15 protein-coding genes and 2 pseudogenes are annotated in these 14,180 nt (G+C 59.9%); 9 read left to right on the top strand and 8 right to left on the bottom strand.

What is annotated here, in order from left to right; genetic code table 11:
• Nucleotides 1-434: 434 nt before the first annotated feature.
• Entirely contained in the window at nt 435-896 is a 462-nt protein-coding gene (locus HHL08_RS24495) for a pyridoxamine 5'-phosphate oxidase family protein (protein WP_169575488.1), read from the top strand.
• Between the two features lie 202 nt (nt 897-1,098).
• Here HHL08_RS24495 and HHL08_RS24490 read toward each other — a convergent pair whose 3' ends face one another.
• The 3 genes from HHL08_RS24490 to HHL08_RS26230 form a co-directional block, all read right to left on the bottom strand.
• On the bottom strand, nt 1,099-1,500 hold the full coding sequence (locus tag HHL08_RS24490) for a hypothetical protein (protein ID WP_169575487.1): 402 nt from the start codon (nt 1,498-1,500) through the stop codon (nt 1,099-1,101).
• Between the two features lie 3 nt (nt 1,501-1,503).
• Complete coding sequence (locus HHL08_RS24485; protein ID WP_206378085.1) at nt 1,504-2,328, bottom strand: TIGR02587 family membrane protein; 825 nt, start codon at nt 2,326-2,328, stop codon at nt 1,504-1,506.
• 86 nt (nt 2,329-2,414) lie between these two features.
• Nucleotides 2,415-3,254 carry an SHOCT domain-containing protein gene (locus HHL08_RS26230; RefSeq protein WP_206378084.1) on the bottom strand — a complete coding sequence of 280 codons (840 nt, stop codon included), beginning with the start codon at nt 3,252-3,254 and terminating at the stop codon, nt 2,415-2,417.
• A gap of 251 nt (nt 3,255-3,505) precedes the next feature.
• On the opposite strand from HHL08_RS26230, the gene HHL08_RS24475 reads away from it, so the two are divergent.
• The 3 genes from HHL08_RS24475 (at nt 3,506) to HHL08_RS24465 (ending at nt 7,743) form a co-directional block, all read left to right on the top strand.
• Nucleotides 3,506-3,718, top strand: coding sequence for a hypothetical protein (locus tag HHL08_RS24475; protein WP_169575485.1), 213 nt, complete (start codon nt 3,506-3,508; stop codon nt 3,716-3,718).
• Nucleotides 3,719-3,770: 52 nt separating this feature from the next.
• Nucleotides 3,771-6,890: a DEAD/DEAH box helicase gene (locus HHL08_RS24470; RefSeq protein ID WP_235955293.1), complete on the top strand. Its 3,120-nt coding sequence runs from the start codon at nt 3,771-3,773 to the stop codon at nt 6,888-6,890.
• Nucleotides 6,891-6,972: 82 nt separating this feature from the next.
• Nucleotides 6,973-7,743, top strand: a complete 771-nt coding sequence (locus tag HHL08_RS24465; protein WP_169575484.1) for an SDR family oxidoreductase — start codon at nt 6,973-6,975, stop codon at nt 7,741-7,743.
• 35 nt (nt 7,744-7,778) lie between these two features.
• Here the strand turns inward: HHL08_RS24465 and HHL08_RS24460 are convergent, their stop codons facing one another.
• The 4 genes from HHL08_RS24460 to HHL08_RS24445 all read right to left on the bottom strand — a co-directional run bounded on the left by HHL08_RS24460 (nt 7,779) and on the right by HHL08_RS24445 (nt 10,055).
• On the bottom strand, nt 7,779-8,567 hold the full coding sequence (locus HHL08_RS24460; RefSeq protein WP_235955292.1) for an inositol monophosphatase family protein: 789 nt from the start codon (nt 8,565-8,567) through the stop codon (nt 7,779-7,781).
• Nucleotides 8,568-8,598: 31 nt separating this feature from the next.
• Complete coding sequence (locus HHL08_RS24455) at nt 8,599-9,489, bottom strand: diacylglycerol/lipid kinase family protein (RefSeq protein ID WP_169575482.1); 891 nt, start codon at nt 9,487-9,489, stop codon at nt 8,599-8,601.
• 46 nt (nt 9,490-9,535) lie between these two features.
• A complete protein-coding gene (locus HHL08_RS24450) occupies nt 9,536-9,778 on the bottom strand; it encodes a hypothetical protein (RefSeq protein WP_235955291.1) in 243 nt (80 codons plus the stop codon).
• Nucleotides 9,779-9,839: 61 nt separating this feature from the next.
• Complete coding sequence (locus tag HHL08_RS24445; RefSeq protein WP_169575480.1) at nt 9,840-10,055, bottom strand: hypothetical protein; 216 nt, start codon at nt 10,053-10,055, stop codon at nt 9,840-9,842.
• Between the two features lie 161 nt (nt 10,056-10,216).
• Here HHL08_RS24445 and HHL08_RS24440 point away from each other — a divergent pair, with 161 nt between their 5' ends.
• From HHL08_RS24440 to ku, 5 genes and pseudogenes are all read left to right on the top strand, one after another.
• Nucleotides 10,217-10,444 carry a DUF3072 domain-containing protein gene (locus tag HHL08_RS24440; protein ID WP_169575489.1) on the top strand — a complete coding sequence of 76 codons (228 nt, stop codon included), beginning with the start codon at nt 10,217-10,219 and terminating at the stop codon, nt 10,442-10,444.
• A gap of 252 nt (nt 10,445-10,696) precedes the next feature.
• The gene (locus HHL08_RS24435) at nt 10,697-11,272 is read left to right on the top strand and encodes an SRPBCC family protein (protein ID WP_169575479.1); all 576 of its coding nucleotides are present in this window, start codon (nt 10,697-10,699) and stop codon (nt 11,270-11,272) included.
• Entirely contained in the window at nt 11,272-12,462 is a 1,191-nt protein-coding gene (locus tag HHL08_RS24430; RefSeq protein WP_169575478.1) for a zinc-dependent alcohol dehydrogenase, read from the top strand. The genes HHL08_RS24435 and HHL08_RS24430 overlap by 1 nt, the downstream gene beginning before the upstream one ends.
• An 11-nt stretch (nt 12,463-12,473) precedes the next feature.
• Nucleotides 12,474-13,262 (top strand): SDR family NAD(P)-dependent oxidoreductase, encoded by a 789-nt coding sequence (locus tag HHL08_RS24425; protein WP_169575477.1) that lies wholly within the window; start codon nt 12,474-12,476, stop codon nt 13,260-13,262.
• Between the two features lie 216 nt (nt 13,263-13,478).
• Nucleotides 13,479-14,063 (top strand): annotated as a pseudogene (gene ku, locus HHL08_RS24420) (non-homologous end joining protein Ku); the annotation flags it as partial.
• Here ku and HHL08_RS24415 read toward each other — a convergent pair.
• Nucleotides 14,058-14,180: pseudogene (locus HHL08_RS24415) on the bottom strand (ATP-binding protein); the annotation flags it as partial. The pseudogenes ku and HHL08_RS24415 sit on opposite strands and share 6 nt — an antisense overlap.

Below are 14,180 nucleotides of genomic sequence, written 5' to 3'. Positions count from 1 at the left end.
TCTCAGGTTTAAGCGATAATCCCATCATCACGTTGCCTGCCATGGCAGCATGATCAATCCGGCTTAGCCGGAAGTCGCTGTGGCTATCCCAGCGAACCTACACCACGCTGTGGGACACGATCAACGGCTTCTAATTTGCTTTTTATCAAGTGGTTTTCGAACCAACCTAGACGTTCAGGGTGAATTTCCGTGCTCACTAGGCGGCGTCGCCTCTAGGTACCTTATGCTATCCGAAGGGCCAGTGGCAGTGCGGCCAGCGTCGATCATGCCGATCGACGGCTGGCGACGCTGTAGGCGTCGTCGGAGGTCATTGTCGCGCAAGCCCTGCGCCGGGCGTCCAATAGCGACATGAGAAACCAATTTCGTGAGCTTGTCTCTGGGACCGTTTAGAGTCGGGAGACGTTCAATGGGCGAGCAAAACAGGAGAGCCCGAAATGTCGAAGAAAAACTTGAAACAACTCGCCGAGAAAATGCGGGAAATCGATTTTACGATGTTATCCACGCACAGCCCGGGCGGAACGATTGGTGCCCGGCCGATGAGCAATAATCGCGACGTCGATTATGATGGTGACAGCTGGTTTTTCACGACACAAGACACGCAGATGGTGGCCGATATTGAACAAAATCCGCAGGTAGGGCTGAGTTTCCAAGGTAAGGCTGGTCTTTTGGGTATGCGCCCCTTCTTCATCGCGATCGAGGGCCAGGCCGAACTCATCCGGGACAAAGCTGCTTTTGCCAAGCACTGGACCAGAGATCTTGATCGCTGGTTCGAACAAGGCGTGGATACACCTGGACTGGTCCTTATCAAAGTGCATGCAAAAAGTGCGCATTATTGGGATGGCGAAGAGGAAGGCGAAGTTCTGATTGATCGCGGGGCCTTCGTGGGCGGACCCTAAAAGGTCCTCCATGAAGGCCTTGGGCGCGTCGGGCGCTTTTACCGTTGCCAACATTGTCAAATCCCGCAGTACGTCGCTAGTGACGGTGACGGTGACGGTGACGGTGACAGTGACGGCGTATCACCTACCTCACCGCCCTGCAGGAGCATACCTGCCGTCCCATGATCTACCGAAATATGACGGCGTAAATGGCCCGGCCAGATCAGGGGTCCTGAAAGCCGGTCGCGCGTACAATGAGCCTATTCTTGCGCGGATCCTTGCTGAAGAAAAGCCCTCCGCTGGTCCGCCCATGGCCCGGGACATAGTCGATCGTGGCGACGCTCCGTTCCACCAGCGATGAGCCGGACATCAATGTGCCCTCGATTTCGACCGCGACTGCCGTCCCGTTCGCTTGGTTGAGCGCCTCGAACGCGACGACAAATCCGTCGGCTACCTGGCCAATCGCGCCCACCTGGATCGCGATGGCAGGCGTGTCCGCCGCTGGCTCACGGATCGCCTCCCGGCCGATCACAGCGACGACGCTGAGAATAAGTAATAGGCCGGTCACAGCTGCAAACCATTCAAGCAGGGGCGTTTTGCCGCGCCGGGAATCCCCCTTTGCCATGTCCTAGATCACCAGCCGGGCGATCGCCGCGCCGATGGCGGCAGGAAAGCCCAGAACGACCGTGCTGCCAACCAAGGCTTCAAGATTCTGGCCATCGGTGCTGCCGAAGGTCCACAGCACATAGAGGCTGACCAGCAATGCAATGCCATAGCCCGGCACGCTATAGACCAGGAATAGACGTCCGATCCCATAGCCATGGGGCCGCTGCTTCTGTCCTGACAGACCGATCGCGAAGACAAGTATATGGAGCAACAGGAGTGAGGCCGCCACCAGGGCCAGACTGTGCCAGGGCGTCATTTTGAAGCCGACGAGGGATACCTCCTCGGTGGGCGCGACGTTGAAGGCAAGAAACAGCGATCCGGCCAGCATCAGAAATAGTTGGCCGCCATAGCCCTCGGCCCGCGCTGCCTGATCTTCATCGTTCCGGCTGTCGCCGGTGCTGAGTTGCTTGCGCGCAAGCATCGCCCCAAAACTTGCCGGAACCGACTGAACCGCGATCATGCCCACCCATTCATTCAAGGGCGTGTCGAAACGGATCAGGCCAAATAGTGCAAGAACACATGCTGCGGCCGCGATGGCGACCGCGTAGGCGGCAAGCGCATCGAGCAGATCGTCGTTCAGGCTGCTGGTCGGCTCGAACCCGCCAAATCGTGAAAGCACCACCAGCACCCAGAAGTTGAGCACCAGAAACAGGAGCAGCCGCCAGGCATGGGTCGTGACGCCAAGCGACCACATTTCCATGGTCATCAACAACGGCAGGCCGAACAGGATGGCACCGCCAAAGGCTCGGCCAAGACCCAGCGCATAGTCTCGATCAGCAGACGTCAACGCAACCATAGCATTGCAGGCCCCACCCATGAAGGGAAAGCAAACATTACGAGCAGCCGTGCAGACGACATGCCGAGACCGGGCATCTAAAGGCGCTCAAGCAGATCAGCCTTCTTGGCCGCATATTCCTCGGCGCTCAAAATGCCCTTCTGATGCAAATCCGCAAGGCCCTCGAGCTTGGCGAAGATCACGCCATGGTCGTCTGGAGCTATCGCAGAAGGCGCATGCGCTGTGGACAAGGGTTTATCGACAGGCTCCGCTTCGCGCAGCGACGTTGAGACTTCAGCGTCATCGCCCTTTGTTAGATCGTTGCCTTCTGGAGCAGTAACACCCTCGTGCGACAGGATATGAAGGCTTTCGAGACAGATCGGCCCGTGCTGGCTCGTGAACGCCATCCTTTGGTCACCACCCTGCTGCTGACTCAATCCGCCAATGTGGTGATCGGCGGTATCGTAAACCGTAGTGCGACCGCCAACAGTGATCGCAAGGCGACGCGTGTCTGGGAAGACAGCATAGTGCATATCATTCTGGGAACCTGCGGAACTCGGCCTGCCAAGTTCAGCAGGCCACCTGCCAGCGTCATCAACAAATGACGAGGCCCCGTCGGCGTGGGCATGCAGACCTGTCTCACGATCCACCAGCATTGCGAGATCCTGAGCGAGCCCCCCCACCTTGGCCTTGAGACCATTATTGAATATGTCGCCTACCATCAACATGCCGCCGCGCGACCACTGGCCCATGCCGCCAAGGTCGGGATGGTTGAACTGGGCCTGAGAGCCTCCACCCGCTACCATCGCGTCAAATAACATCCTGACCGCCTCGGCGCTCACTTCGTGGCGCGACGCGAGATCGGCAACGGCGTGCTCGAACTCGGGCAGAAAAGGCCTCGGCGCGGCCCTGCGCTGTTGTTGAAATTGACTGTCCACCCCCGTGGGACGAATGGACGAGATTTCAGTTCCACGGGCCGCGATCGCCTTATGTGATTGCGGCCCGTGGAAGCTGACCTCGTGTCGATCTAATCCAAGCAGATGATTACCAATCGGACATTTCGATCCTTGGAGCGGCAACCTATCGCATGTCTTCCGATTGTTGATTTTTAGGCCAGACTTTTTGACGCTGGCGGAACCCGCAACATCGTCGCGCAGTTAGCTGCCCACCTGCAGGAGAATTCTAGTCGATGGAAGAGAAGAGAAAGGGTCAGGATCTCGAAGCGGATCAACCGCCGGGCGAGACGGGCCGTCTTTACGAGCAAGCCGCACCGAAATCCGACGCTCCCCCATCTGAGGAGGAACGTACATTGATCGAGGCCGCGCGTGAACGCGCCGATCGTGACCGGGCGGCGTTGCGCGCGACCGGCTATGGCGATCATCAGGGCGAAGAAGGCTTTTGAGCCGATTTACAGTCGGGCCTGACCCGGTCGATTTTTGCGCCTTGGTGGGCAAATGAGCGTTTCCCAGGGAATTGGTGAGACCGCACTCATGCTGCTCGACGCGCTGGACGCGGGCGATCTGCTCTATCTGGCCGATGACGAGCAGCACGCCGAAGCGGTAGCCGACGCACTTAAGTCCCTCGCGCCTGACGATCATGTCGTCTTCCTGCCGTCTAGCGACACCTTGCCCGGCGACAGCGCGCCTGCATCGCCCTCGAACATCGGGAAACGTGTCGCCGCCTTGCGGCACCTTCGACGACTTGCGGAAGACGCCAAGCGCCGTCCTCTTGTTACCATCATGAGCGGCGAAGGTGCTGCCCGGCTTTATGCAGACCCTGCCACATTCGACGCCGCGCCGCCCAGCCTGCGCGTCGGAGAATCGATCGATCCGACCGATTTCGCAGCTGACATGGAGAGGCTTGGTTATGTCGCCGACGATCGTGTCGATGAACCAGGCGAGGTAGCGGTCCGGGGGGAGGTCATCGACATTTTTCCGGCAGATGCCGGGCTGCCGGCCCGGATCGATGTCGCCGACGGTCGCGTCGTCGCCATCCGCCGCTATGATCAGATCATGCAGCGCACGCAGGCGTCGTGCGAGGTGCTGGAGATCGGCCGCGCGGCCGAACCGGAGCATGAGCGGAAGGTCACCATTCTCGCCCATCTGCGGCCGGGGCTGCTTTACGTTTCTGCAAAGGCCGAGCAGCGTCGCGCGCGTTTCATTCGCCTGGCCACCCAAGCCGCCGGCAGTTCGGGGATCGATGCCGCTTCCCAGTCACTATGGACAAAGGATCTTGCCGCCTGGCGTTCAGGCGATCCGGCGGATTTCGCCGTATCGCCCATACCCCGCTTTGCGGAGCAGCGATCACCCCTATCGGCGCTGAAGCGCTTTGCGGCACCGCATGTGCAGGATGGTAAGCGTCTGCTGCTGGTCGGCAGCGAGCGAGATGTCCGTTTTCTCCGGCCTAAGATCGCCAAGACGTTCAAGACTAAGGTCGAAACCATCGAAGCGATCGCGGCTGTCGATGCACTTTCGCCGGGAGCGATTGGTGCGCTGGTTGGGTCGATCGACCGGGGCGCCGTTGGCACGAAGCTTTTGATGATTGCGGCCGCCGATCTTCTGGGTAGCCGGGCGCTAATAAGACCAGCGCAGGACAGCGTTGCCGCCGGGCTTGCCCCGGCGGGCGGTGACATCCGTGCGGGCGATCTGGTCGTGCATGAGGATCATGGCGTCGCGCGCGTGCTGGGCCTTGAGGCAGCTACCGGCGATGGCGACGCAGAACTGATTGCGCTTGAATATGCCAATAGCGCCCGGCGGCTCGTTCCCTGCCAGGAGGCCGGCCTGTTATGGCGTTATGGCGCCGATGGCGATGCGGTGCGGCTCGACAAGCTGGACGGATCGACCTGGGAAAAGCGGCGCGGGGCGATTGACGAAGCGGTGGCCCAAAGCGCGCGCGATCTTCTTCGATTGGCGCGGGAAAGGGCCAAGGTCAAAGCCGCCGTTATAGAACCTGATAGCGCCGCTTATGAACGATTCGTGGCCAGCTTCCCTTTCAACGAAACGGCGGATCAGGCGCGAGCGATCCAGGCAGTACGGGACGACCTGGCCAGCGGACGGCCGATGGATCGCCTGGTTATCGGCGATGTCGGCTATGGCAAGACGGAGGTCGCCCTGCGTGCCGCCGCGCTTGCCGCCCTTGCAGGCTATCAAGTCATTTTGGCCGCGCCCACGACGGTTCTCGTTCGGCAACATATCGAGACGTTCCGACGCCGCTTTGCCGATACTGGCGTGGTCGTCGCTGGCCTGTCGCGCCTTTCGAGTGCGGCGGAGAAGAAGGCGGCGAAGGCCGGCCTGGCCGGCGGATCCATCGGCATCGTCATCGGCACGGCTGCGGTGATGGCGAAGGATATACGCTATGCCCAATTGGGGCTCGTCATCATCGACGAAGAGCAGCGCTTCGGCGCGGCTGACAAGACAAGGCTGCGGGGACGCACCGACCTTCACCTGCTGGCGATGAGCGCGACGCCCATCCCCCGGACATTGCACCGCGCGATGATCGGCCTGCAACAGATGTCGGTGATCGCGACGCCGCCTGCCCGTCGCCAGCCGATCCGGACGAGCCTTCCCAGCCCCGACGATGCGATGATCAGGACGGCGCTTTTGCGTGAGCGGTCGCGGGGCGGACAGAGCTTTGTCGTCGTGCCCCGTATCGAGGATCTCGCGCCGCTGGCCGAACGACTGGCGCGGATCGTGCCGGACCTCGCGCTGATCGAAGCGCATGGCAAGATGCCGGTGGCCGCGATCGACGATGCCATGGTCCGCTTTGGCGGTGGCGAAGGCGATGTTCTGCTGGCGACCAATATCATCGAGGCAGGACTGGACGTGCCGCGCGCCAACACGATGATCGTCTGGCGCGCAGACCGCTTTGGCCTCGCCCAGCTTCATCAGTTGCGCGGACGGGTGGGCCGCGGCAATCGCCGGGGTCAGGTCATTTTGCTGACCGAAGCGGGAGAGATTGCCGAACGCACCATGAAGCGGCTGCGCACGCTGGCGACCTACGATCGGCTGGGTGCGGGCTTTGCGATCAGCGCAGCCGATCTCGATCAACGGGGCGCTGGCGATCCTATGGCCGACACGCAGGCCGGGCATATGAAGCTGATCGGGATCGACCTCTATCAACATCTGTTCGAAGCGGCTTTGAAAGTGGCGCGGGGGGAGGACGCCGGACTGTGGACGCCTGAACTCAATCTGGGCAGCGCGGGCGGCTTGCCATCGGATTGGATACCCGACCCCGACATCCGCCTGGGCCTCTATGTCAGGCTTTCGCGGCTTGTCGATGAGGCTGGCCTCAGCGCTCTGGAGGAGGAACTGGCGGATAGATTTGGTCCGCTGCCCCCCGCTGCCGAACGTCTCATCGATGCCAACAGAATTGCTATTCTCGCGCGGGCGGCCGGGATTGCACGCGTCGATGCAGGCCCGGCCGCGATCGCACTGACGCCGCGCGAAACGGGTCGCGACATGAGCAAATGTGCAGGGCTGTTAGAAAAAGACGGCCGCTGGCTTTTAAAGGCGCAGACCGATGAGGCTGATCGGCTCGCACGGGTGACCGACCTGCTCGAAAGCATTGGCGCTTAGCGGAACTAACGCCCCGACATTGCGTCGATCAATCTGATCTGCGGCACTGAGATTGTCGTGCCACCAAGAGGGCGTGCGCCACATGAAGATAGCGGTCGTTACAGGGGGTGCTCAGGGCATCGGCAAAGGCATCACACAGGCCCTGTTAACGCAGGGCTGGAGAGTGGCGGTGTTGGACCAGGATGCCGCAGCGGTTCGCGACCTTTCAGACGAAATGCCGACCGACAAGCTTATGGCGATCCGGGCAAACGTCGCCAGCGAGCGCGACGTCGAAGAAGCGTTCGACAAGATTAAAGCCTGGAACAAGGCGGCGGAAGAGGTCGAGGGCATCGATCTGCTCGTATCCAATGCGGGCCTTGCTAACCCGGTCAGTGGTCCGATCGAAAAACTGGCGCTCAAGACATGGCAGGCGTGGCAGGACAGCCACGTGACCGGCGCTTTTCTGATGGTGCGCGCCGCTGTGCCGCTCCTGCGCCAACGTAAAGGGGCAATCGTCATCATGGCATCGACCCGTGCGATCCAGTCGGAACCCGATACGGAAGCCTATGCTGCGGCCAAGGGTGCGCTCTGCGCCCTGACCCATGCCCTGGCGATCAGCCTTGGCCCCGACATCCGCGTCAACGCAGTCTTGCCCGGCTGGATAGAAACCCGCCCTTGGGCCAAAGCACAGGTGCGCGAAGCGGTGGAGCATCGCGCGATCGATCGGGATCAGCATCCGGTCTGCCGGGTTGGCGAACCGTCCGACATTGCGGCCACCGTCCTGTTTCTGGCGTCCGAGGGTGCGGGCTTCATTACGGGCCAGCAAATCACCGTCGATGGCGGCATGACTCGAAAAATGATCTACGCACATTGACGGGTCGCTATATCCGGCGGCTTCGATCTTGTGCGTCAGCGCTGGATGTCGGTCATGCGGGCGGCATCCTCAGGCGTCCCAAGGATCAATGGATGCCGCCATTGCGCCATCTGCGTTAATTGGACGCCAAAGCTGGCAAATGGCGCCCAATTTCCATCTTCCTCCTGAAACACCGAAGCGCCCGATGCGCGCGCAAGGGCTATCCCCCCCGCGACATCCCAGATGTTGGGCGTTGCGAACCTGGCAACTTGTAGAAGGCCTGCCGCCACGAACGCACATTCGATTGCGGCCGATCCTGTCTTGCGCCCATCCCACGGCCCGATACCAGACTGACCATGCGGATCACCTGCAAGCCGTTTGCGAACGGCGGGGTTCGGCATGCGTGAGACCTGTTCTCCCTCAAACCGCAAACCCACGCCGCCGCCGCTATGATAGACGCCCGGCGTCAAGAGATGACTGGTGCTGCACCATAAGGCACCCACGACTGGAACGCCTCGGTAGAGGACGCCAACGGATGACGCGAATAGCGGGAAGCCGTTGATGAAGTTGCTTGTCCCATCGATCGGATCGACCGCCCAGACGAAATCGCTGTCGCGTCCCGGCTGGATGGCCATCTCTTCCCCAATGATGCCATGGTCGGGGAAATGATCTGCCAGGTGGCTACGGATCATAGCTTCGACGCGGCTGTCGACCTCGCTTACCGGATCGCGCATCAAAGCAATGGCATTGTCATTGCCCTTATATTGCACGGCCATAAGACTGCCCAGCGTAGCCATGATCTCCCGGCCGCCAATGGCGGCCAGTTCCACTGCCACAGCTTCCATGCGGGCAAGTAAGTCCCGCGTGGGTCTTGGCTCAGCAGTTGTCATCGTCGTTTCCCGTCATGCCGCCAGGCACCAATATCGTCACCGGCTCGTCGTCCAGCCGTATTTCGACCGTCCATGCGTTGTCGGGCATGTCGACCGGGCGATCATCGATCCGGGGGCACAGCCCGCTGGCCTGAAGCGTGACGACGCAGCCGGTTTCCAATCGGGCCGGTGGCGGGCCGGAGAAATGTTCGGCCCACCCGACCATGGCGTCGCGATCGGCCTCGCCAACCAGCAGGATGTCGAGCAGCCTATCCTGCGTGTCCGCCCTTGGCGCAAACGGGAGCCGAGGGCCGATCGCGCCGATATTGAGAATTTCGACAAGCAGCCACGACCCGTCGAAACGGCGTCCATCAATATCGACAGCGCATGCTATCGGCGCGGCCGTGCGCAGCGTCTCGCGAAAAGCCGCACGGCCGTTTTCGCGCTTTTCTTCGGGGGTGTCGGGCGATTCATCCACAAGTTCGATGGATTGATTGAGCGCGCCAAGACCTACCGCTTCCAGAAAGCCTTTGTGCCCGAACGGTCCGGTGACGCTGCCGACGGTCAGCTTCTTTTCGTGCGCATTGTCGAGACCAGCAATGACGGCTTCGACCGATTGCCGAATGCCCAGCGCCCTAGCGACATTATTTGACCCGCCCATCGGCAGGATTGCAATGGGTACAGACCGATCAGGTATCTCGGTGGCGACCGAAGCTACGGTCCCATCGCCGCCCGCGGCGATCGCCATTTCCATGCCGCTCATTCCGGATCGAATATCGTCCCGGCTATGTTCGCAATAGCGGATGGCGAAGCCAGCCTCTTCCAATTGACCAATGAGCGACCGGATCGGCTCGGGCTTCGTTCCCGCATTGGGGCTATGGACTAGCAGCGCCTTCACACGAAATATCTGGCATTCGGCCTATATCGCGCCTCCAACATACCGATCATAGTTGCGCCCCAAATTCTTCCAAAGCGGCCGTGACGACTTCGACCTTTGCATCATCCTGCAAATCGATCGAAACCATGATACCGCCAGCAAGAGGAGCATCATCCCTTTCGTCCTGATCGACCGTCTCGCTGTCTGCGCCTCCGGTCCGGTTGCCGGCGCTGTTGTCCGGTCCGGATGCCGCCACGAAAATATCCGTTCGTTCGATGCCGATTTCCTGGACCAGCCGTTCCACGGCCATGTCCGCCTGGTCCCTGCTATCAAATGTGCCTGTCAATGTCGTGCTCATGGTGATCCTTTCTTCAGGGCTTGGAATCGGCGCGATCGGCCACTGGATAATCTTCCGGTTTTACCGTGCCGACAGAGGGGCGATCCTCGACATCCTCCTGCGACTTGCCCCCGCCTGTGCGGGGATCGGGATCATCGCCATTGGGTCGAACGTCGCCAGCAGGCCCGCGACGGGGCAGTTCATCCGTTTGACCCTGTTCAGGGTCGAGACCATTTTCGTTTCCAGGCATGATCCTGATCCTTCCGCAACACAGGGGTCGGAGGTGACGCCCCGCCTTTGTATGAAGCGCCGATCGAGCGATCGGTTGCATGTCTTCTTCTACCTTTATTGCAGGAACCACGTGCCGCACGGACAGTTATAATGGAACATATCAAGAACGGTGAGGCTATCATGACCGACCATCTTCATAATCCCAAACTCAACGAGCACTCCGCGTCGAACGCAGAAAAAGATCCAGCCAATTGGGTGTCCGGCAATGAACCCATTACCGGCGCACAGGCGTCCTATCTGGCGACTCTTTGCGAAGAAGCGGGTGTGGAACTGCCGACCGGCGACCTGACTAAAGCAGATGCGTCGCGGCAGATCGATGAAATGAAGGCGGAGCTTGGGCGAGAGTGAGGGGCTTTGGGGTGGATCATTTTCGATGGTTTGTGACGGAAGTCGCTCACCATGATCGCACTTGCGCGGACGGCCGCAAAGCCTGCCCAGCCCAACCAAACTGATGTCGATCAGCAAGATTTTTCAATAGAATATTGGACCCATCCGACGTCCAGGCGTTGTCCGCTCATACCAGAGACAGGCTCCGAACGATTAGATTGCTCCGTGCGGACATCATTAGAATGGCTGGATTTGAATGGCTGGAGAATGCCCATGACGATCGCGACAGACGATGCCCCATCAACGACATCCAAATTGAATGAAGAACGCGCGAGCGGAATCGCGGCGGTGTCCCAGTCTAGGGGCGACGACCTGATCGGGCGCTCGGTCACGATCAACCGCCCTCGCGACGAACTCTTCGCCTATTGGCGCGATTTTTCCAATTTGCCCTCCTTCATGGATAATGTCGAACAGGTCGACATCCTGTCAAACACTACGTCACATTGGGTCGTAAAGGCTCCGGCCGGACGCACCGTGGAATGGGATGCGATCATTACGGAGGAGAAGGCTGGCGAGTTGATCGCCTGGACCTCTGCCGAAAACGCCGATGTCCCAAACAGCGGCCGCATCGAGTTTCGCGACGCTGGCGCGCGTGGCACCATCGTTACGGCGACTATCGCCTATGATCCGCCCGCAGGTGTGGTGGGCAAGGTGATCGCGAAACTGTTCCAGCGCGAACCCGCCATCCAGGCACGGCGCGACCTGCGTCGTTTCAAACAATTGATGGAAACGGGCGAGATCGCGACAGCGGCCTGGACCCAAAAGCAACGTGACGAGGAGAAAGCCTGATGCGCGCGCTCACATGGCACGACAAGCACGACGTCCGCGTCGACACGGTCGATGATCCCGAAATCCTCAACCCGCGCGATGCGATCATCAAGATTACGTCGACGGCGATCTGCGGGTCCGACCTGCATCTGTATGACGGCTATATCCCGACCATGCAGGCGGGCGACATCCTTGGGCATGAGTTCATGGGCGAGGTAGTCGAAACCGGTCCTAAATCTACCTTGCAAAAGGGACAGCGGGTCGTGGTGCCGTTCACCATCGCCTGTGGCAGCTGCTATCATTGCGGCAAGCATCAATATTCCGCCTGCGACAATGGCAACCCGGCCGACAATCAGGATATCGGCCAGGAAATGTACGGCCAGCCCATGTCCGGGCTGTTTGGCTACAGCCATCTGACCGGCGGCTATGCAGGCGGCCAAGCTGAATATGTCCGCGTCCCGTTCAGCGATGTGGGTCCGATAGTCGTCCCCGACGGGCTCGAAGATGACGAAGTGCTGTTCCTATCCGATATCCTGCCGACCGGCTGGCAGGCGGCAGAGAATGCGGACATCGAACCAGGCGACACGGTGGCGGTGTGGGGTTGCGGGCCGGTCGGACTGTTTGCGGTCCAATCCGCTTTCCTGATGGGCGCGCATCGCGTCATCGCGATCGACCATTTTCCGCATCGGCTGGAACTGGCGAAAAAATTCGGGGCGGAGACGATCAATTTCGAGCAATCCAAAACCTACGAAGCGCTGATGGAAATGACCGGGGGCATTGGGCCTGACGCGGTGATCGACGCCGTGGGCCTGGAAGCCCATGGCTTCTTTGTCGACAATGTGATCGATCAGATCAAGGCGTCGCTGTTCCTTGGGACCGATCGCACCCATTCGATCCGGCAGGCGATCCATGCCTGTCGCAAGGGTGGACGCGTGTCGATGCCAGCCGTCTATGGCGGCTTCGTGGACAAGTTTCCGTTGGGCGCGTTCATGGAGAAGGGTCTGACCCTCAAGACCGGCCAGACGAGCGTGCAGCATTATATGCCCGCGCTGCTCCATGCGATCGTGGAGGGCAAGATCGATACCACCTTCCTGATCTCGCATCGCATGAGCCTGGAAGACGCGCCCAAGGGCTACAAGATGTTCCACGACAATCAGAATGAAGTGACGAAGATCGTGCTGAAGCCCGGTTTTGCCGTCGCTGCGCAATAGGAGAGATAGGCATGGCTAATAAATTCGCGATCGTCACCGGCGCCTCCACCGGCATCGGCTTCGAACTTGCCTCGATCGCTGCGGAAAATGGCTATGACTTACTGGTCGTGGCCGACGAACCGTTGATCGACGCCGCCGCGCAGGATTTCAAGCAGCATGGCGTCGAGGTTATCTCGGTAGAGGCGGATTTGTCGACGCTGCAAGGCGTGGACGCGCTCCTCGCCGCTACAAACGGTCGGCAGGTCGATCTGCTATGCGCCAATGCCGGGCGCGGCCTGGGTCACGCTTTTCTCGACCAGGATGTGAGCGACTGGCGGCGGGTGGTGGACACGAACATTACCGGCACGCTGTATCTGCTGCAAAATATCCTGAAGGCGATGGTTGCGCGTGACCAAGGCAAAGTGCTGATCACCGGATCGATCGCAGGCTTCATTCCGGGCAGCTTCCAGGCCGTCTATAATGGCAGCAAGGCGTTCATCGACAGCTTCGCCGACGCGATCCGTAACGAGATCAAGGACAATAAGGGCGTCACCGTCACGACCCTTATGCCAGGGCCAGTCGAGACGGAATTTTTCGACCGTGCAGACATGCTCGACACCAGTGTCGGCGCTTCAGAGAGCAAAAGTGATCCGGCCGATGTGGCGCGCGATGGCTGGGATGCGCTGATGAAGGGTGAGGCGCATATCGTGTCGGGATGGAAGAACAAGCTGCAGGCAGCCGTTGCGCATGTTACGCCGGCTGCAGTTCTGGCAGAGCAACATCGCAAGATGGCGGAGCCCGGTTCGGCACAGGAAAAATAGCTTGGTCGAGCGCGCACCATCCAGCGTCTGTCTGGGCAGGATGTTGCCAAGCGGGAATGCTGGCCTAAGGCGTTTTATTTTTTCATGATCGAGTGTCTCGGATCCCTATGAAGACAATATGGGGAGTACCCGCCCGTCAACTATTGGCGGAAGCGCATGCTGGGCGGAACGGCCATACTTGTCGAGGGTTGATGCCAGAACTTACAGGAGGCGATGATGGCGGCACGACCCTATTGGAAAGGACAGATCCGGCTGGCGCTTGTCTCTATACCGGTCGAAATATATGCAGCGACCAAAAGCGGTGCAACGATTGCTTTTAACCAGATCCATGAGCCGTCGGGCAAGCGGATCAAATATGAGAAAGTCGTGCCCGGCATCGGGCCGGTAGATCTCGAAGACATCGTCAAGGGCTTCGAATATACCAAAGGCGAATATGTGCTTCTCGACGAGGACGAAATTGAAGGTGTCAAGCTCGAGAGCAAAAAGACACTGGAACTGACCCAGTTCGTAGATGCTCACGACATCGATATGATCTATTTTGAAAAACCCTATTATGTCGTGCCTGCCGACGATCTCGCCGAAGAAGCCTTCATAGTCTTGCGCGAAGCATTGCGGCGTAGTCGTAAGGTAGGCCTTGGCCAACTTGCAATGCGTGGCCGGGAATATGTCGTTAGCATCAAGGCCTGCGGCCGGGGTATGGTAATGGAAACATTACGCTATGCCGACGAGGTGAACAAGGCGGCGAGCTATTTCCGCGAAATAGGGGATGGAAATCCCGATGAGGAACTGCTCGACCTGGCAAGCCGCCAGTCCCAGCGCGAGCGCTACATGTGTCTTGCCGGTGCCGCTATTGCCCAGCGCGATGATATTTTCCCGCCGCAGGATGTATTCGCAGCGTGCCAGCTCCAGCACGAGCAT

The organism is Sphingobium psychrophilum, from assembly GCF_012927105.1.
GTDB lineage: Bacteria > Pseudomonadota > Alphaproteobacteria > Sphingomonadales > Sphingomonadaceae > Sphingobium > Sphingobium psychrophilum.
Note: the sequence above shows the minus strand (reverse complement) of the source record. Positions and strands in the feature narration are given on the sequence as shown.